Here is a 19,576-nt window from a genome sequence, read left to right on the forward strand (position 1 = left end):
CCCCAAATAACGGGGGAAATAGCGCAAATTTAAACAATCTACGGATTGTCCTAACTAGGACTCTGTATCGAATCCAGTCAACACGCCATAGATCGCCCAAATCGCCATTGCCCGCAAATAATGGCTAGCTCGGAAGGTACCATTCGCAGTGATGGCTTCGGGTGTGCGGAATTGCAAACCGTGAGTATAGATTTGCTGGACTACTGCCTCGGTCAGTTGGAATGCTTCAGCCTTCCTCTCCATCTGTAGCAAAAAAGCAGCGAGTCCGAAGTTAATTCCAGTCCAAACTTCTAACGGATGGGTGGCTTGAGGATTTTCTGGTGAGCCATCGGGTTTGACTCCATTGGCCGCTCCAAATTTCCCCTCAAAGAACTTCAAGAAGCAGGCTTCGTAGACGGTGTTTAAGGCTGACTGGGTGCAGTCTAGAGGGACGACATCTGGCAAGCTGAGCAACCGCGCGTAGAATTGGCCGCAGAGCTGGTCGGCCATCACTACATCCGAGCCACTTTCACTGTCGAGGCGGTAGTATTGACCATTCCAGAGTTTGGCTTGGTAGAGGGGACGTGCTTGAACCAGCCAAGTTTGATAAGTTGCGATCGCCGCTTCAATCTCTGCATCAGAGGTAGCTGTGTGCTGATTAATCAAAATCTGGCCAATCGCGATCGCGGCTTCCAGGGCAGCAATCCACAAAGCACCGCAGTAAGCACTAATTCCCTGTAGTCGCCAATCATCAAAGGTTTGGTCGGGAGCACCGGAGTTTTCCGGGATGCCATCGCCATCGAGGTCAAAGGTTTTGAGATAAGCCAAGGCAGCCACAACTGAGGGCCAGCATTCTTCTAAGAACTGAATATCCTTGGCTCCGGTTAGCAGGTAATCCCGGTAAACCTGCAAGACAAAATCGGAGGGCAGGTCTTTCCAGAGGTTGCAGTCTTGGTAGCTGGTGTAGTTGGTTTTCTCCCAGACATGCTCATTGGGAGCCCCTAAATCGTGCGGAGTGGCGTTGGCAATTTTTCGCAATGCCGTTGGGCTTTCTGCACCAATAGTGTAGTAGTAGCCAATCACACGAGTGCGATCGTCAGCAGCAGGAATAGCGCGGGCAAAGGCTCGCATCACGGATTTTTCTAGTTCTGGCCACAGCATCAGCAGCCCGAAGGAGCCATACAACCGCACATCTAAGCTTTCGTACCAGCGGTAGTCAATACATTCCAAAACCGCAAACTGGCCAATGGGGTCGCGATCGCTTGCCGCACTCCATAACGCTCCGCCATCCGTGAGGTCGTACAGCTCATTAAACAGGGCCATCTTGAACCAGTCGGGCAAATCGGCTCGCTCTAGAATCGGTTGCTGCCACGCTTGAATTTTGGCGTTCCAGTCTTCGTACTGCTTGAGCGCTGTCCGAACCATGGACCAAGCATTTTGCCCACTGCGCCCAAAGAAATCGGTATAGCGGCGGTAGTACTCCACCCCAGCAGCAAATTCGGTAACAGGGAAATCCCAAGCCAAGACAAAAGGAATCTGCCGAGACTCACCAGGCGCAAGAGTAAAACGGATGGCGATCGCTGCACCGACTTGCTCTCCTGCTGCCGCTGGAGTCTCGTCGCTACAGTCTGCCAAAGAACCATCTTGGGCAAAGGTCTGCCAAACGTCAGCTCCGTCGCCCACGGGGTTCCAGCGGGTGTGGTAAAACACTTCTGAGGTGTAAGGAGGTGCGAGAGAAGCGATCGCCCACTGCCCCTCTCCTTCCTGCGGGTTGGCGTTAGGGTCTCGACCTGCACGATCTAACAAGCACCCCACCCGATGACGATCCACTACCCACTGATTGAAGTTACCTTGGCTCTCGCCTAAGCGCGGCTGGTACTCATAGACAGGGCTACCATCATCTCGCACCCGGACATCTGGTGACTTGTTGGCATTGGTGAACCAACCCACCATGTTTTGCCAGGTCAGCATGATGCTGAGGGTGATTGGTTGATCAGTGGGATTATGGGCAGTCCATTCAAAAACCGCGATCGGATAACTGGCTTCCTGGTAGTTGTGTGCCCAAATCGGTGAGAACTGCTTGCAGGTTAATTCGGCTTGAAACACACCAGAGTAGACAAACCAACTTCTGGGATAAAGTGCGTGATAGGTGCCAGATTGTTGGGGGTACCATTGCCAGTCGCTGAGGCTACCGTCTGTAGGGGGTTCGGTGCAGAGGGCATAAGCTTGAGGGGTGGCTGTGCCAACTTGCTCGAAAACACTAAACTGGCAGGCTGGAATCGATTGAAAAACATGCTCACCGCCGTCGATGTGCCAGAGATTGGAGTCTCCCCGTGAGGAACGACCGATACACCCAGCCCCAAAGCCGCCTAAAGGCATGCCATGCCAGGGACCATCATCTAAATTGCTAGGGTAGCGAACGGTGTAAGGCTTGTCCCAACCTAGACCAATAGGCCGTTGCCAAGCACAAGCAGGAATTGCTGAAAGAGGATGCTGATTCGTCATCTCCCGATTTTAGAGGCTGCTGCCCCACTTGAAAATTCGGGAGTTGAAATTGTAGAAAATTCGGGAGTTGAAATTGTAGAGAATTTACTGAAAACGATACACAGAAGTCGTGGGTGTTTCCCAAAGCAGCGTTGCATTTCCTGAAAAGGGTTTAGTCGGCGCAACCTTAAGCGCAGGCCACAAATTATCTTCTAAAAACTGGTAGTAAAACTTGGAATGTAGAGCGTAACTGCCTGGTTGACACTCGGCGGTAATCTTAAAAGATCTCTTGGTAATGTATTTGTCAAGATAACGGTATGGATGATTAACTTTTCTCCATCCTCTGATGTTGCGATCGCAAATCGTGGAACCAGCAGGTAATTGATTCAATACCTCCACCATTTCTTGCGTTGTAATTACCCGATTGGCTCCATACTTGCCAGACATATACTCATAGTCCATGTTGAGATTGATGCCAATTGAAACCACGGTGCCTAAAAGCAAAGAGAAAATCGTGAGATTGCTAACTAGGGTTTTTGGTTGGGAATTAGTGCCAAATGCTGCAAGGCTGAGAACAGTAAAGATAATCGGACTAAATAAAATTGGCATCTTAAAGTGGATAGGATACACACCCGTATGGTTAGAGGCGGCGTAGAAATAGACCAACCAGGTGAAGGCTAAAAAAGCAAAGATAGTTTTGTTGCCTTTAAGCTTAAAGCTACCTAAGATTAGAACTAGAAATAGAAATATGAGAGCAATAATAGTAAACAGCCAAGAAGCATTTAGAAAATAAGCTTGTCTGCCTAATTCTGCATAGTTGAACAGAATTCTGCCGGCTTTCTCCCAGGGTGTATAAGCTTGAACTTCTCGATTGGAATTGAAGACAGTGAGGAGGATTTCCTTTGTGTTTACCCAGCCACGGCTGACTTCACCTTTCCAGTAAGGCAACAAACAAATGATTGCTGACATAACGGAAATAAGGGGCAGTAAGCACTGCCGCGATCGCTTCCGATTTTTAGCAATAAATAAAATAGAGCTGGCAATGAAAACGACAGGCATCACAAACATGGTGCTGGAGTGAAGACTAGCCAGAATCGCTAAAACCACGCCATAAGCTGCCCAAGAAAGTATTTGAAGCTTCGTAGAAGCGTTATTTTCTAGCTGAAATTGGTAGAGTAGTGCAAAACAAACTAAAAAGAACGGAATTGGACTAGGGTTCCATTCATAGGTGCTTAAGTAAATGTCAACAAATAAGCTGCTATACCAGAATCCTGCTAAGCCTGCCAAAAACAATCGTTTTGCCGGAGTTAGATTTTCTAAAAGTTGATAGACCAAATAGATTAGAAATGGAATTGATAAAAAAGAAAATAAAGCATTAGGTAAGGCTTGAAAAACTGGCTCAGGTCCAAAGATGGTAAACGGAAATACCAAATAATAATAAAGTGGCAACGTATTATAACCGCCAATTGAAGAGGCTGGCCCTAAACTTGGCCAAACTCCTCGCCACATTTGCATGTAGATATTGGCATCTCGAACTTGATCGGGAGAGAATCCTACATCAAAAGTGTTGTACTGAAACACACTCACCACTCGGCTAAAGAAGCCAAAACCGATCGCTAGAAGAATGAGAATTTTTCCAGCTAATTCGGTTGGATTGGCTGTGTGCGTGAGGAGCAGTTTTTTAAGTCTCATTGCTAGCTCAAAAGTTATGAGTGATTTAGGTGTTGATGTAGAAGTTAACCCTGTGAACTGAAGATGATTTAAGCAACTGGAACGAACAGAGGCCGAAGATACAAGACTGTACTAACGATCGCGATCGCTACCACAACTCCCCAGATCACCCATAAAGTCTTAGCGATCGGTGCTAGCGTTGGCTGAGTTTTGGCTTGCTGACTGAAGCTAAAGGGCAGAAGGCTGATTACGTTATATTCCTTCAGGTGATCACTGATTTTTGGCGGTAGTTGGCTTGGACAGCGATCGGAGATAGAGCTATTGGCTAAGCAGGCAATATTAATCGCCCGTTGGCCCAAACGGAACTGGAGACGTGAGCCTGGTGCGCCAACTAGAGTTTGGGTTTCCTCCATTTGTCTGGGCATCGCCACTGAAGTAAGTTGAATTGCGATCGCCAAAACAATCAAACCCCGCATCACCCAAGCTGTGAGTTTTCGGCTATAAAGTAAGCGCTGAATAAACAGGGCCAGCAGGGGAATGAGCAGAAGATGAACAGAGGTGACGTGATATCTCGCTCCCCAGGCGGCATCTCCATGCCAAAATACAAAGCGACTGTAAGCCAGGAGATGCAGCCCTAAGTTAATTACGCCAGCAACTAAGTAAAACTTGAGAAATGGATGTAGTTTGCGCCATAGAACGACCCCTAAAATCAGACAGGGAATGAGGAGTGGGTCATAGAGAAAAATGCTTTTAGCGGGAGAGAACAGCGCCCCCAAAATACCGATGGAGGGATGATTGATTAACGGATAATTAGCTGGTAAATCTGGCAAGCCCTGCCATACAGGATCGGTCGTAAGTTGTTGTTGCTCGACAAATTTACCAGTCGCCCAAAAGTTACCATACCGCCAGTAGTCTAGGATGCGGCTCAGCAGGGCTAAGGGTAAAAAGCCCACAAACCAGAAGCAGACAGCTTGTGCAGTTTTAGTAAGATTACGGCTTTGGTAAAACTCACAACTGGCTAAAAAGAGTAAGACGGTGACGACGTGTAAAGTGCTGGTAGAGCGAATCAGTAAGGCTGCGCCTAAAGCTAGACCACTCAGAAGCACAAAGTAACGTTGTCGATGGTGTATATAAGCCAAAGCAGCAGCGTATCCGAGCGTCACCAACAGCAACAACTGATTGTTGTGTTGGGGGATTTGGGCGTAATGCAGTACTGTAGTCGCGAGGAACAGTGTGGCACTGGTCAGCCCAGCCACTTGCTCGTCAAAGTTAAATAAACGCAGCAGCCAGAAACAGGCCACAACAGCGGCGGCATTCAGGGGAATAAAGATTAGAAAGTTAACGGCTAAAGTACGCCACTGGAAGGAATCGATCGCAGGAAACAGCCGATGCAGTTGAGTGCCCACCCAGTCTCCAGGCAACATCAACATTGACTGCCCCACTTCATAGGCGATATACCGCTTTCCACCTGCGCCCATGACACCAAACCGGATATCGCCTCTGACCTTGGGCGTCATATCCGGCGTGATAATAACTTCTTCCGTTCCGGTCCACCAAGCATGAGCCATTTGTAGCCGCAAATCTGTGTCTAGCCCTATCGTGTCTGAGGTGACAGCGATCGCCCAGAGCGAAGCAATCAGCGCGATCGTCAGGATGGTCTTGACGGCAGTTTTTCCAGCCAATCTTGGTGGCGTATCTTTGGCCTTAGTGAGCTTGCCGAGTGGGCTGAGCCGTTGCATGTTGGTGCGCTCCAGTAGATCTCAGGGGGCTAGAACTTTGATGTAGTGGATGATGCAGTTAAGTTTTGAGTTCTGGCTGTGATGTTGTAAATCTGTGCCAGGTTTAATCTCGCCTTACTGATGGATCAACTCAGAGGTGCCTGGGGCTGGATAGGATAAATAAACCATGCGCTTGGCTTCCCGTCGTCCTCTTGCTACGGAGTCCAAGACCATGCCACAGGTCAGGCTCAGAAAAGCCAGCAGCATAACCGAGGCGGAGAGGATGGCTGTCGGAAATCGCGGCACTAATCCTGTTGCTAAGAAGGTGGACAGAATTGGAATACTCAAACTAATCGACGTGAGGGCTAAAAGGAGAAAAATTAGACTGAAAAATAGGAGCGGTCGTATCTCCTTAAACAGCAGTAAAGCAGTCCCAACAATTCGCCAACCATCACTAAAAGTTTTCAGCTTGCTGGTAGAACCAGGAGGCCGAGATTTATACCAAGTCGGTTCTTCCGCAAAAGGCATTTTTAGCTCTAGGGCATGAATGGTGAATTCAGTTTCAATTTCAAAACCATTGGATAGTGCCGGGAAGGATTTGACAAACCGCCGCGAGAAAACCCGATATCCCGAAAGCATGTCGGAAAATCGAGCACCGAATAGCATCCGGACAAAATAGGTCAACATCAGATTGCCACCCCGATGCCCGAGCCGATAGGCGGCTAGTTCGCTAGGGGTACTCCGGCGCATGCCCACCACCATATCTAATTGATGCTCCAGTAAGCGAGCAACGAGATGCCTGACGGCTCCAGCTTCGTAGGTGTTGTCGCCATCTACGATCACATAGATGTCGGCTTCAATGTCAGCAAACATCCGCCGAACCACATTACCTTTGCCAGGAATCGGCTCATAACGCACGATCGCGCCTGCTGCATCTGCGATCGCGGCTGTATCATCTACTGAGCGATTATCGTAGACGTAGATTTTGGCTTCTGGCAGCGATGCCTGGAAATCCGCAACCACTTGGGCGATCGTCAACGCTTCGTTATGACAAGGAACTAAGACCGCCACACTAGATGTCAGGCGAGCTGTGGGTTGAATGGTGGAAAACTGTTGCAGCATGAGCGGATGTCCTTAAATGTGAATGATTCGTGGGGCTACGAACAGGACTGTTGCCAAGTTGTTTTTTGATCTACTGGTTGGGGTTGACCAGGAGGGACGGTTTTCTCGTTTACAAAGTGGATTTCAAAGTTTTTTAGTTGCTTCAGCCCTTGATGGCGGGCATTCCAACGACGACAGAGATACTCGCCATAGTAGGGATATAGTTTCTTGCCGATACCTCGATTCAGATTAATGAAATAGGTACGCCATTGCATGTTGTGATAGATGGCGTTGCGCGTCTGGACAGTCGGTTTTTCATAAGAAACAGCGCTGCCATCCCTAAGCAAATCAACTTGTGTGCCATCAGCAAGCTGACCGGGAATCACATACCAACCATCATCTCTGGGGGGAGAAGGGGCAAAAATACTCCACGATTGATTGAGACGAGTGACGCGGCTAATCCAATCTACAGAGTTAAGCGTTCTCCGATTAAAGATTTCCGGGGCAAAGCTTTTGAGATTCCAAATAAAGGTATAGGCAAACAGCAGTAGCGTAATTAGATTCAGGGGACGAGGCGATCGCACCTCTATCGGGCGGAACTTGAGGGGTTTGGTGAACTTTCCAGCCGTGCGACGGTTGGAGGCAACGGTTTCGTAGAACTTAGTGCCAACTGACATCACAGGTCGCCATCGTAGTACCGGAGTCAAGAACTTGAATACAGGGGACAGCGAGCAGATGTAGGCGATCGCTTCAAACTTATAATGTCTGCGTTCTTGCCAATCGACGACCACCCAAGAATTGTAGGTTTGCATATCTGCAAAAATGCTGGGATCATCCTGCGCCATCAGTAAGGGGATATTGGGTAACAGGAGAAAGGTGCGGAGGAGATGGACTACTTTCTTGCAGAAGCCACATTCGCTGTCATAGTAGATCCGCAACCCTGCCCGCTCTGGCGTGTACAAACGTTTTCCCCAACTATCCCAAACCTCACTAGGGATAAACACTAACCAGCAAAAAACACTTAAAACTGGAAAGATACCGATCTGAAGACTGAGACCAAAACCGATGTGAAGTGAGATAAACGTGAGAATGGTGGCGCAACGAAACCAAGTGGTGCGGAACGGCACGAAGAGAAATAAGGGCCCAATCCACTCCAGCCAGAGCGTGCTCAAGGTAAAGAAGGTGAGCAGCGGTGGAAACTTCAGCAGAAATTGACCAAAATGAGTTGCATACTGGTCAAAGCTCAAGGCGTAGTAAACTGCGTTTCCTTGCGGCCACCAAATTGCGCTGGTGGTTTTGAAAGCGGCAGAAAACCAGTAGACAAAGCAGATTTGCAGAGTGAGCGCTAAGGTGGCTCCCGAAAGGATGCGTTTGGGTAGAGGTTTAGGGGAGGTGTTGAGGGCACGCTCGATGGAATAGTAGGCTCCCAAGGGGAGAAACATGCACCAAAATAGCAGCGCTCGCAACACATCATCAGCCGCGAAGATTAGCGCTGGATTGCGGTTATGGAGAGAAACAACCAATGCCCAAGAAGCGATCGCGGCAAGGCGAGTTTGGTAGCCTACCAAGAGCGCTAAAGCCATGCAGCCAGCCAGCAAGAAGATCAAGGCTTGGACGAGGGGCTGACCGCTGATGGTATGAATGGACCAATACCCTGGCTTCCATAATTCCTCTGTTAAGAGCGATCGCGGCAACACACCTGCATCGGTGTAGTGAGCTACTAGATCTCCCGAACGAATGAACAAATCTGTGAGCAGCAGTAGGGCGATGCCGATGCGAAAGAGAGCCAAGGAACGCAGGTCTAAGCCAAACAGTTCTTCTAGCTTGCTCCTGGTTTTGATTAAAGATTTAGATTTTTGCGCCTCAGCCACCATACTTCAACCTCAGAAAAATCTTTTGTTAAGTTCGCGGAGATCTCGTTGTTATTTTTAGTAGGGCAAACGTCGAGGATAATTAGTGACCGTGCGTCGCGATCGCCTGGTTAATCGCTGCCAAGCTTGGCGCACAGGCTGTCGAGTTGGGGTGGGCAACCAGCGCAGGAGACCACTCGCCAGCCAATGCCCCATGACTCGCAAACGATGGCGCACCGTTGGCATGCGTTGGAGATAAATCCAATGGCGCATTACACAGGCGATCGCGCCTTGTAAGGTGAGACCAAAGCTACAGACCACAGCGGCGTTGGTACCCAGCGTTAACATCTCTCCTAAATGCAGATAGCGAAATGAAAGCAGTGGCTTCTCTGTCATCACAGCCCGGAGATTACGAGCAGCACAACTGGCTTGTTGGTAAGCGGCTTGAGCAGTCGCCGGAACCAGCGGTCTTCCCGCATCTTGAATCGCGGCTAAATCTCCCAGCGCAAATACCTCTGGATGATCTACAAGTTGCAGCGTGGGTAACGTCAGCAGTTGCCCTTGGGTATTTTGTTGGCAAGGGAGATTCCGGACCCAATCGAGCGTTTGGGTGCCAGCAGTCCACAAAACTAAATCTGTATCTATCGTGTGGGTTTGCTTTTGCTGGGTTAACGTGATGTGGTTGGCCGCGATCGCCTCAATGCCAGTGTTTAGCTCAACCTGTATCCCTCGTTGTCGTAAGGCTTTGTAAGCTGCTGCTCGACTAGCACCTGAAAAAGTTTTGAGGATGCGATCGCCCCGCTCAATCAGCCGCACCTGGCCTCTAGTCTTGAGGCGATCGGCTAGTTTACAAGCGAGTTCTACGCCATTCGGCCCTCCTCCCACCACCGTAACTCGGATGTGATGTTGCCTGGATGCTTCCAGAAACCGCAATCTCTCCTTTAAATGCACAGCATCCGCCAAGGAGCGAAAAGGAGCAGCATGTTCTACAGCGCCAGGGATGCTACCTAAGCAAGTTTCTCCGCCTACCGCCAAAACTAGATAATCATAGGTGAGAGAGTCACCATTACAGAGATAAACATAACGAGCTGTTAAATCAATGCTAGAAACGGCTTCCTGGCAAAATTCAACCTTGGTATGAGCCAGCAAGCGGTGATAGGCGGGAGCAATTTCCCAAGCTTGTAGTTCACCTGTCACTAATTCATAAAGAAGCGGCGTAAATAGAAAATGATCTTTCGGTTCAACCAGCGTTATTTGATAGTTTTTGAGCTTCTGCCCTAAAGTGCGCTGCAAATACAAGGCGGTGTAGAGTCCTCCAAATCCTCCTCCCAGAACACAAATCTGCACAGGATCCAGACCTGAGCGTGAACGGGGTGTTTCGGGTTGATCTGCAAGCCTATCTTTTTTGCAGTACATCATCTTTTCAGCTAATTGTGTGTAGCAGCGCAGGCAGTCCGACGAAGCAAAACGGATAATGGTGACTTGACTTTGCCCAAGAGAATCATCACTATTGCAGCGGTTGATTGGTCGCTGACGATGCGAGCTGATCTCCCATCACTTGCTTAAATTGTTGGGCTAACTCGACAGAGCGTATCCTTCTAGCAGGTTGATTGAGGTGATAATGGGTGTCCGCAAACAAGCTAGAGTCTGTTTTGAGATTGAAGGAAGACTGGTCGTAAAGCAGAGGAGCGATCGCCGCTAGTTTAGCCGCGGTTTTCTGCACATTCTCAATCGTCTGTGGGTCATCACTGGCATAGAGCCAAGGTAGTCCCAAGACTAAAGTGGCTCCTTTGGCTTCTACTTCTTGGCGAAACTGCACAATGCGCTGATAGGCGTAGTCAGAGATGGGAGCCTTGATTTTCATCTGCCACCACTTAGACTTGGTGCGCTGCTTCAACACCGTGGGGTCGCCATTCTGGGTGATCGGGTCAGAGTAGTAACCTGTCAGCTTGCCTTTCTCCACCACATCGAGGGAGGATTTGGTCAACGCGCGTAAAGTTGGGGCTCCTACCATCAGTGTGTCTTGAGCCAGTTGTTGAGTAGGAATTCCGCCTAGCCCAGGCTTGCCGATCGCGATGCCAAACTGCCCAGAGCGATCGCCAAAGCCATCCTCATCCAGTAGCAGTAAGTATTCTGGAATTAGCAGCACCACATCTCCGGGTCGAATCTTATCTTTAACGCTCGGAAGAATCACATCTAAACCAATGGGACCATCCAAACCCAAGTTCAGCACAGGTCTGCCTAGCTCTTGCTGCATCACGCCCGCATCGACTGTGTAGTGTGCCCCAGAGCCACCCAAGATCAAGACTCGTTTGGGTCCCTGCACTTGATCAGCTAAGGCCATCTTTTGCTCATACATGATGCGTAGCCAGCTCAGTTCACCGCCATAGCGGGCGTTGTAGATGTAGCCAGCCGTCCAGGCTAAACCTGCGATCGCCACCCAACTGGTGAGGTTTAGAAGTTTTCGCATTAGAACTCAAAGTAGATAAATTGCGAGGGAGTATTGGCAGCCAGTAGAACTGTCAAAGCGAGTAAGGCTCGTGAGACCCAAGGAGAAGTGAGCAAGTCATATTCAGACTCACGTTTTTGCCAAACCGCTATATGTTCAAGTAATAACACTAAAGTTGCGAGTCCCAGGGTTAAGGTCAAGACGGTGGCTTCATTACCGCTGAAAGAACTAAAAGCACTGCCAATGTTGGCAAAAGAGTACGCTCCTGGGCTGACCAGAGTTTGTAACTTGGTGGCTAAACGATGCACATTGGTCTCCATGAAAAACAGACATCCCAAGATGACTGAGCCGAAGGTCAAGATCCAGGAAATGAACTGAGGCATGAACAACCGCTGACCGACAAAGCTGTAAAAAGGCCGCCCCGCATAGCGCAGCACTAACAACAGCAGACCGTGATAAGCACCCCAAAGGATAAAGTTCCAGGCGGCACCGTGCCAAAATCCCGAGAGAGTAAAAGTCAGAAACAAAAAGAAAGGTGCCCACTGTTTCCTAGAACCCATCAGGGGTAGAAACACATAATCTCGGAACCAAGTGCTAAGAGTGACATGCCAGCGTCGCCAGAATTCGTTAATGCTTTGGGAGGTATAAGGAGCCAGGAAATTGGTAGTGAGCTTGACTCCTACAAACTTGGCCAGACCCAAGGCCATAAAGCTGTAGCCAGCGAAGTCAAAATAAATCCTCAAAGTAAAGAGATAAGCCGAAAACCAGACTAGCCAAGCATTACCTGTCTCTTCTAGGTCGATATAGGGAGAGATGTTATCGGCAAGGACAAATTTCATGAATAGGCCAAGGGAGAGCCAACGTAGACCTGCCTCAAAGTTATCCAGCGTGAATTTAAAGCGAAACGCTTCAATTTGGGGGAAGAAATCGGCTCGGCGTTCAATCGGACCTGCAACAACTTGGGGAAAGAAGGAGACAAAGTTGACATAATCAACGATTCCAATGGGGCGCTTCTTCTTGCTGGTAAAAGAGTCAACCACAAAGGCAACCATCTGAAAGGTATAGAAGGAGAGACCCGGTGGAATCGCTCCCATGCCTGGAATTCCACCTTGCGCCTGCCAACTAGTAGCAACCCCCGGTAATAGTAGCCCTAGGACATCCTCTACAAAGAAGTTGAGGTACTTGAAGTAAGCAAGGATGGCAATATCGATCGCGACTAAACTAGTGGCAATCATCTTGGCTTCCCATCCTTGGCGACGTAGCATCAGCCGTACCAGGATGTAGTTAAAAATAAGTTCGCAGGCAAAGATGATAAAGCTAGAGCGCGAGGCATTGACAAACAGGAACAATGACATCGCCGCTAAGCCAACACTGTCAAAAGAACCTCGCCACAGGTTGAAGTATTGGCCAATCCAGCGAACCGTGAAAAAAGGAATACTAAAAAGTATTAATACCCACCAGAAGGAGAACTCTGAGAAGTTCAATTAACCCATCCTCCCCAAGCTGCAATTTATCCGTTCCCAACCTTGACCAAGCTTGATTCAGCGATTGATCAGTAGAACCTGAGAGAGCCTCAATCACGCTTGATTTTCATCAGCCACCCATTCAGGCTCTCTGGTCGTCAATTAGCTACCACTGATGCGGTTCCACAAACCACCCCAACCAGAAGACTTCTCGGCTTTTTCTGGAGGCGCGTTGAGGGCTGGCTCGGCTTTAGCGGTGTTCAGTGCTGTGGCTACATCAAACTCCTGCACCAAGAAGGTTGCGGCTTTTTCAACAGTGGGGTAATCCCATAGCAAGGTAGAAGGAAGTTCCAGATCTAGCCAGTCTTCTAACTCTCCTACCAGCGTGACCGCATCAATAGAGTCTAGACCATAGCGGGTGAGCGGCTCTTGCACCTTAATGTTTTTGGGATCAAGAGATAGCTGCTTGGCCAATTGGCTGACTAGCCACTGTTGAATCGCTTCAGTTGGAGAAGTCTCGATCGCTTGGCTGTCGTCTGAAATAGGACTCAAAACTTCGCTAGGCTTGTAGCTGGAGTTCTGAAGTTGCATCGGTTTGATCCCCTTGTACTTTGGATGTTGCTAACTGAAAAGGAACAATAGAGAAGAGTTTGTCTTCTTGGTAGAGCCGTAGTAGCTCTTGCGCGATCGCTTCATCGTTAATCCGAGAAGCAAGACTGTGAGCAGGGCGGAATTTCAGCGCCAAGCGTCTGAGACAAAGCGCTAGCCATTCTCCCTGAGCAAAAAAGGTACCGAGATGATGGCGGTTGTGGAGCCACATCTGCACACAAGCGGCACCTGCATGTAAGGCGCAATAATGTTTTGCTAGGTCAAATAGTTCTGGCGATTGGTCATGCCCAAACTCAAACGTAGAATGCTCCAAGCTGTGGTCGAGGGTATTGAGTTCCTCTAACAGGAGATGCGTGAAACCTCCGATTTGCTCTAATACCGCTGGTGTGAGATCAGCATCTGTCTCCAAGGTTTGTAGTTGTGTCAGCGCTAGCTCCAGACCTTGTAAGACATCATCTGCACCCCGACTAAACAGCTCCAGTTTGCGACCGTCAAAGGTAGGCACTGGCTGATCTAAGGAGAAACAAGTAGCTAGGCGAGCTTGCAGTGCTTCTAAGTTTTTACCGCGTTGGCGCGATCGCTGTTTTGCTAGTTGGCGTAATTGCAGCAGCAGTGCATGTAAGTTTACGACCGTACTGCCGTCAAAAACGCTGATGATGGCGTTGTCTCTGACCACTTTTTGGAAGATGCCCCAATCATGAGCATCCCGCATGTAGTAGCGCGCCCCTAGTACTACGGAAACATCCGCTACCATGCTCTCTAGCTGCGTCGTGACAAAGTATTTCACGACTGCTGACCAAACGCTAAACTGCTCAGGCACCACATGGAAGCCTCTAGCAGCACCGATAGTGGCGCAATCGCAGATCAAGATATCTAGAAAAGTATCCACCAGAGTTCGCCGAGGCTGCGGCATGTCAAAAACTGTTTTGCCATACAGCTGGCGGTTCAGAGCGAAGTTGAGTGTGGTTCTCAGCGCAGTATCTGCGGCTCCTTGGGAGAAAGCGGCGCAGAGAGCCCGAGTCACCTGAAATCCTTTCAGCGCCCATTCTAAACCTGCACCTTCGGCCCCGATGCGGCTGGAATCTGGGATAAAGCAGTCCTTGAAACCAATACCGCTCATGTCAGAACCACGAATGCCGTGGGTCAGGATCTTGGGCAGGTTGTAGTAGGAGTTGGGATCGAGTTGGCTTTTCTCCACCATGAACAGCGATAAACTGCGGGCTCCACCGGATTCATCGGTTTTAGCCAAGACGAAGGAAATGCCGGAGATGGTCGCTCGGTTGATCGGCCACTTCTCCCCATTCAGGAGATAACCGCCTGGAACCTCAGTAGCGCGTACATCACTGCCGACCAAATCACTGCCGTGGGCGCGTTCTGAGTAGGCGAGGCACATCGCGCCGTTGTGGTCTTTGATAAAGCTGGCTAACCGTTGCTTTTGTTCCTCAGTGCCTGCCATCCAAACCAGATAGGACCAGAACAAGGTAGTGAAGCTAATGGAGGTCGTGAGATCCCGTCGAGACATGACGCGAACGAACGCGACAAACTCCTCAAAAGAGGTGAACTCGCCGCCGCATTCGGTTGGGATGTAGTAATGATTGAGTTTCCAGTTGTAGAGCCAGTTGAGCAGAGCTTCAGGAAATTCTTCTTGCTCGTCTAGCGCTACAACCTGTTGAAAAGACATCACGCTATCTGGATTGCCAGGATCTCCGAGATCTCGTTCCAGGGCTTCCGCGACCCAGTATTGTTTGAGTGAATGCATGACATTCTCCTTGGAGCGATCGCAATGTGAGCAGAGGCTACAGTAGAGCCGTAGCCAGGATTTAGTGAGTGGTTTGAATGCGCTGAAGGAGAGAGTTGACATCTCCTTGCAAATGGCGGAAGTTAGACCGAATTTGGGGATTCTCGCTCCAGTCTGCTAAGACTTCTAGTTCTCCAGCCAAGAAGCTAGACCGACAAGCTTGGCGTTGAATCTTGCCGCTGGAAGTTTTGAGGATATTGCCTGGTTTGACGAGGACAACCGCATAAACTTGCAGCTCATGTTGCTCCGCGATCGCCTGCCGAATTTCAGCAATGACTTCATCGGCATCCAGGTTTTGAGCTTGCCGCTCAACTTCTTGCACTACAACCAGCCGTTCTTCTCCCTCCAACTGGACGGAGAAGGCTGCACCATAGTCAGGGCGCAGAGCTGGGCTTACTTCTTGCACGGTCCACTCAATGTCTTGGGGATAGTGATTTGTACCTCGGATGATGATCAGGTCTTTGATGCGACCCGTGATGAATAACTCCCCATTTTGCATAAACCCTAAGTCGCCGGTGCGGAGGAAGGGGCCTTCTCCGGTGTCCTGCAAGTAAGCCTGGAAGGTCGCTTTGGTTTCGTCGGGACGTTGCCAGTAGCCTTGAGCAACACCGGGATCTGAGACCCAGATTTCGCCGACTTCGTCCGCTGCACAACGAGTTAGGGTTTGGGGATTGGCGATCGCCACTTGAGTCTCACAGACTAAACGCCCACAACTGGCGATCGTCCGGACTCCTTCTGTTTGGGTCGGTGGTGCCAGCACGATGCGATTTTTCTCGATCGCGGTAGCCTCAACCGTACAGATGACAGGCGATGTCTTAACAGGACTGGTGGAAACGAGCAATGTGGCTTCCGCTAGTCCGTAAGCGGGCGCAAACGCATGCCACTGAAAACCGCAGGGAGAAAATGTTTCATAAAAACTTTCCATGACTCTGGGATTAATCGGTTCGGCAGCGTTGCCTGCTCCCTGCCAACTGCTGAGGTCTAGTGTTTCTAGTTGAGTGGAAGTGACTCGCCGCACACATTGGTCGTAGGCAAAGTTGGGGCCTTGGCTATGGGTGGCTCCATACCGTGAGATGGCTTGCAACCATCGGACAGGCTGTTTAATAAAGGCAAACGGCGACATCACATAACAAGGCGTGCCGTTGTAGAGCGGCTGGGTCAACCCTTCCACCAAACCGTAATCATGGAAATAGGGCATCCAAGTGACGGTCACACTCTCCGGGGTATATCCACAAGCTCTTTGCAGATATGCCGAGTGAAACATGAGATTCTTGTGGCTGATCATCACCCCTTTGGGTGTAGAAGTCGAGCCAGAAGTATATTGCAGATACGCGAGTGTGTCGCTTTCAACTTCGGGATCTCGCCACTGCTCTGCCAAGGTGAGATCAACCTGCTCGGTGTCGATCCACCGCATACTTTGAAACTCAGGAAACTCCAACCCTGCATTAGCCAAGATGTCGAGGATACGACTAGTCGTCAGCACCACCGAAGCTTGAGCATCTTTGACGATCGCTCGTAATCGTGGCAGTGTGCGCTTAAGGCGGCTACCGTCCGGAGGCGGAACGGGGATGGCAATTACGCCTGCGTAGAGACACCCACAAAAGGCTGCGATTACTTCTAAGCCTTGAGGATAGAGCAGTAAAGCTCGTTCTCCCTGAGCTTGGTGCTGTTGTAGCAATGCTCCGATGGCGCGGGCTTGGCGATCCAGTTCGGCATAAGTGAGGGTAGGTCCTGCCGTTTTGCCATCAATCAAAAATGTGTAAGCCTGACCTTCGGGCTGTTGTTGCGATCGCCAACGCAATAACTCGATTAGTGTAGAAAACTCAACGATGGGTTGAGAAAGACATTGGGTCATCTCTAGACTCCGCAAGGATAGAAACCAACTCTAGGGAGTTCCTCGGTGACGCTCTGGCCAAAGTTGGAATTTTAAGCTTTTTATTATGTGAATTTACTTAAGCCTTACAGTGAACAAGACCTAAGTTGCTTCTCTAAGTAGATACTGAACTTACGTGCAGATACTGGCATACCAAAACTAGCGATCGCCAGTCTTTTAGATTAGATTTATCAAAAAAAAATTTTTTCATACTTCTAAAGAGTGAGATATTGCCTCAGTGAATCCTCCAAAATGCTGGTTTTGGGGCAATCTGAGTTCAACCAGAAATCAAATTTTGCTTAAAAGAAATATAAAGTTTCTGTATAGTTACCGAATTTTGTGGTCGAAAGTACAGTTAACTCTGCTAAATACATGCTCAGAGTAGATAACGAATCCTCGGTAATTACGTAAACATTTCTTAATCAAACAGTGCCGATCACCTGAGATGGGTATCTTCTCAGCCTGGCGATCGCCCACTTGAGCCTAAAATCGCTTAGGAAAAGCCCTGCTCTAGCTAGTAATACGGCTTTTAGTGGCTAATCAGCTCACCTGGCTGGAGCTAAATCTCTATTTAATTTTCAAGTTGCAGTAAAAGTACTTAGGTTTTTAGCTTAACCATGAAGCCTGTCTGAAGCGCGCCTTTCCGGCTGTTGTCACTACAACAAAATTGCACTTCCAGCCAGCAATTAAACAAGTACTTAGCACAGCAGCCGTAAATTCACTAGGTTCTCTATCCATCGATAAAGACCGAGGAAAGAGATGTTGAGCGGCAAAGCAGCCTAAGTGATTCCAGTCCTGCCTTTCCGGTCAAGGTGCAGTTTTAACGAACCTCAAACTTGCTAACTGAGATCAGCTATGTCTACCAGCGATAGATACCCCAGTGTGATCAGCTCTATTTCGCAAAACATGAGTTTTCTGATTTACCAGCAAACCGAACCCTAACGCTAAGGCCCCCTTAGGTAAGGCAACCATGAAAATCCCGCGCTTTAATCTCCCACTCACAATCATTTTTATCGGTATTTTATTTTCTTTATGCCTGCAAGCTCTGGTACCCAACGATGTCTTTTACAGCGGCGATGGTGGGCTTAAAGCTTTATTGGCACAGCAGTTTAGCGCTGGAAAGCTCCACTTTGATCTCCGCTTACCAGCAAATAATTGGATAAAGAACCTTTGGGATGGTGGACTGTATCCTTTTCGGCCTCCTTTTGTCTACAACGTAGAAAGCCGTTACTTTATTACATTTCCTTTCACATTTCCTCTGATTACTGCGCCTTTTCACGCTTTGTTTGGGTTTAGAGGTCTTTACGTCATTCCTTTGCTGTCCACTTGGGCTTTATGGTTGAGCTTTTATTCAGCTTGTCGGCGATTGAAACTGGGTAGAACAATTACGGCGATCGCTCTAGTGCTTCTGATTTTTGCTGCACCACTTTCTTTATATAGCGGCATGTACTGGGAACATACTTTAGCAGTTGCCTTAGCCTTTCAGGGTTTGGCTATAGCATTAGTTCCACCTGCTCAAGGTCTCTCTACTAGAGATGCAATTGTTAGCGGTAGTCTAATTGGTTTATCTGTATGGTTTCGGCCTGAATTTTTGTGTTTGGTTGGCATCACATTTTTTTGGTTATGTGCAACTCAGATCAAAGGGCTACAAGATCTTAAAATCATCTCAGACAAAGCTGCTGCTTTTGCCGTAAGCATGCTTTTAATGACGGCATTGTTTTTCAGCCTTAACTTGCTTATCTACCAACATCCTTTAGGAATCCATTCGGTTCAAATTGTCGAAGAGTTCTCGCTAAAAGAACGGCTAACAGAGGCATTCAGTAATTTCAAACAACTACTATTTAGCCTGTCCTATTACTTCCCAATTGTTTTCTTTTCATTAATCTACGTCTGCTTAGCCTTAGTCAACGGTAAATTAAAACTGACTGGCAAAATGCAGGTAATTTTGCTAGTTAGCACTTTGTTTGTCTTGGCAGTGCCTCTGATCGTGCCCGCAGGCGCAGGTGGCAAACAGTGGGGGCCGCGTTTTTTATTAATCACGGTGCCACTCGTTTCTTTACTAGCAGCAATGCAGCTCAAGCTACTTTTGCAAACTTATCAACGAAAACTACAGTTGGCATTATTAGGATTATTTGCTGTATTTTTGACCACTGGTCTGTATATCAACAGTTATTTGGGAGCCGTTGATTTAGCTCGTAATTACCAAGTAATTTTGCCCGCGGTTAAGGGGTTGCGATCGCAACCTGATCCAATGATTGCTATGTCTCATGAGTATGTCGCTCAAGCCCTAGCTCCATCTTTACCCGATAAAACATTTTTCTTGACTGAGGACAGCCAAGCAGTGAAGCATCTGGGTGGAACGCTGTTAACTCAGGGATATAAAAAGTTTTTGTATGTTTGCTACCCCCATCGCGACTGCAATACTCCTCAAACTAGCCCGGATAATTTAAAGTTTTCGCAAGCAAATCAGCGATTTACGCTACAGTTCTCGGATTTGGGTAAGTTGGGTAAGTATCCCATCTATGAAGTGTCGATCATGCAGAGTTCTAGCGACGCAGACGCTCCATCTAACCAAGTTTGA

General features: G+C 48.6%; 12 protein-coding genes. 1 reads left to right on the forward strand and 11 read right to left on the reverse strand.

The window, feature by feature from the left end; all coding sequences use genetic code 11:
- Positions 1 to 54: 54 nt before the first annotated feature.
- From H6F90_RS22305 to H6F90_RS22355, 11 genes are all read right to left on the reverse strand, one after another.
- The gene (locus H6F90_RS22305) at positions 55 to 2,484 is read right to left on the reverse strand and encodes a GH116 family glycosyl hydrolase (protein WP_190554358.1); all 2,430 of its coding nucleotides are present in this window, start codon (positions 2,482 to 2,484) and stop codon (positions 55 to 57) included.
- Between the two features lie 84 nt (positions 2,485 to 2,568).
- Complete coding sequence (locus H6F90_RS22310) at positions 2,569 to 4,155, reverse strand: hypothetical protein (protein WP_190554359.1); 1,587 nt, start codon at positions 4,153 to 4,155, stop codon at positions 2,569 to 2,571.
- Positions 4,156 to 4,223: 68 nt separating this feature from the next.
- Positions 4,224 to 5,873 carry a hypothetical protein gene (locus H6F90_RS22315; RefSeq protein ID WP_242024592.1) on the reverse strand — a complete coding sequence of 550 codons (1,650 nt, stop codon included), beginning with the start codon at positions 5,871 to 5,873 and terminating at the stop codon, positions 4,224 to 4,226.
- A 114-nt stretch (positions 5,874 to 5,987) separates the two neighbouring features.
- On the reverse strand, positions 5,988 to 6,974 hold the full coding sequence (locus tag H6F90_RS22320) for a glycosyltransferase family 2 protein (RefSeq protein WP_190554360.1): 987 nt from the start codon (positions 6,972 to 6,974) through the stop codon (positions 5,988 to 5,990).
- A gap of 35 nt (positions 6,975 to 7,009) precedes the next feature.
- Positions 7,010 to 8,827, reverse strand: a complete 1,818-nt coding sequence (locus H6F90_RS22325) for a DCC1-like thiol-disulfide oxidoreductase family protein (RefSeq protein WP_190554361.1) — start codon at positions 8,825 to 8,827, stop codon at positions 7,010 to 7,012.
- Between the two features lie 54 nt (positions 8,828 to 8,881).
- On the reverse strand, positions 8,882 to 10,150 hold the full coding sequence (locus tag H6F90_RS22330; protein WP_370588071.1) for an NAD(P)/FAD-dependent oxidoreductase: 1,269 nt from the start codon (positions 10,148 to 10,150) through the stop codon (positions 8,882 to 8,884).
- A 160-nt stretch (positions 10,151 to 10,310) separates the two neighbouring features.
- Entirely contained in the window at positions 10,311 to 11,273 is a 963-nt protein-coding gene (locus tag H6F90_RS22335) for a hypothetical protein (protein ID WP_190554362.1), read from the reverse strand.
- Positions 11,273 to 12,736, reverse strand: a complete 1,464-nt coding sequence (locus H6F90_RS22340) for an MBOAT family protein (RefSeq protein WP_190554363.1) — start codon at positions 12,734 to 12,736, stop codon at positions 11,273 to 11,275. The genes H6F90_RS22335 and H6F90_RS22340 overlap by 1 nt, the downstream gene beginning before the upstream one ends.
- 141 nt (positions 12,737 to 12,877) lie before the next feature.
- Positions 12,878 to 13,306 carry an acyl carrier protein gene (locus tag H6F90_RS22345; RefSeq protein ID WP_190554364.1) on the reverse strand — a complete coding sequence of 143 codons (429 nt, stop codon included), beginning with the start codon at positions 13,304 to 13,306 and terminating at the stop codon, positions 12,878 to 12,880.
- Positions 13,275 to 15,083 (reverse strand): acyl-CoA dehydrogenase family protein, encoded by a 1,809-nt coding sequence (locus tag H6F90_RS22350; RefSeq protein WP_190554365.1) that lies wholly within the window; start codon positions 15,081 to 15,083, stop codon positions 13,275 to 13,277. Before H6F90_RS22350 ends, H6F90_RS22345 begins: the two co-directional genes overlap by 32 nt.
- A 61-nt stretch (positions 15,084 to 15,144) precedes the next feature.
- The gene (locus H6F90_RS22355; protein WP_190554366.1) at positions 15,145 to 16,977 is read right to left on the reverse strand and encodes a fatty acyl-AMP ligase; all 1,833 of its coding nucleotides are present in this window, start codon (positions 16,975 to 16,977) and stop codon (positions 15,145 to 15,147) included.
- 988 nt (positions 16,978 to 17,965) lie between these two features.
- Between H6F90_RS22355 and H6F90_RS22360 the strand changes: the two genes are divergently transcribed.
- A complete protein-coding gene (locus H6F90_RS22360; RefSeq protein WP_190554367.1) occupies positions 17,966 to 19,576 on the forward strand; it encodes a dolichol-phosphate mannosyltransferase in 1,611 nt (536 codons plus the stop codon).

This window comes from Trichocoleus sp. FACHB-591, from assembly GCF_014695845.1.
In the GTDB taxonomy this organism is placed as follows: Bacteria; Cyanobacteriota; Cyanobacteriia; order FACHB-46; family FACHB-46; genus Trichocoleus.

Coding starts and splice junctions, on each gene's coding strand:
- H6F90_RS22305 (WP_190554358.1), bottom strand. CDS start 2,484: ATGACGAATCAGCATCCTCTTTCAGCAATTCCTGCTTGTGCTTGGCAA.
- H6F90_RS22310 (WP_190554359.1), bottom strand. CDS start 4,155: ATGAGACTTAAAAAACTGCTCCTCACGCACACAGCCAATCCAACCGAA.
- H6F90_RS22315 (WP_242024592.1), bottom strand. CDS start 5,873: ATGCAACGGCTCAGCCCACTCGGCAAGCTCACTAAGGCCAAAGATACG.
- H6F90_RS22320 (WP_190554360.1), bottom strand. CDS start 6,974: ATGCTGCAACAGTTTTCCACCATTCAACCCACAGCTCGCCTGACATCT.
- H6F90_RS22325 (WP_190554361.1), bottom strand. CDS start 8,827: ATGGTGGCTGAGGCGCAAAAATCTAAATCTTTAATCAAAACCAGGAGC.
- H6F90_RS22335 (WP_190554362.1), bottom strand. CDS start 11,273: ATGCGAAAACTTCTAAACCTCACCAGTTGGGTGGCGATCGCAGGTTTA.
- H6F90_RS22345 (WP_190554364.1), bottom strand. CDS start 13,306: ATGCAACTTCAGAACTCCAGCTACAAGCCTAGCGAAGTTTTGAGTCCT.
- H6F90_RS22350 (WP_190554365.1), bottom strand. CDS start 15,083: ATGCATTCACTCAAACAATACTGGGTCGCGGAAGCCCTGGAACGAGAT.
- H6F90_RS22355 (WP_190554366.1), bottom strand. CDS start 16,977: ATGACCCAATGTCTTTCTCAACCCATCGTTGAGTTTTCTACACTAATC.
- H6F90_RS22360 (WP_190554367.1), top strand. CDS start 17,966: ATGAAAATCCCGCGCTTTAATCTCCCACTCACAATCATTTTTATCGGT.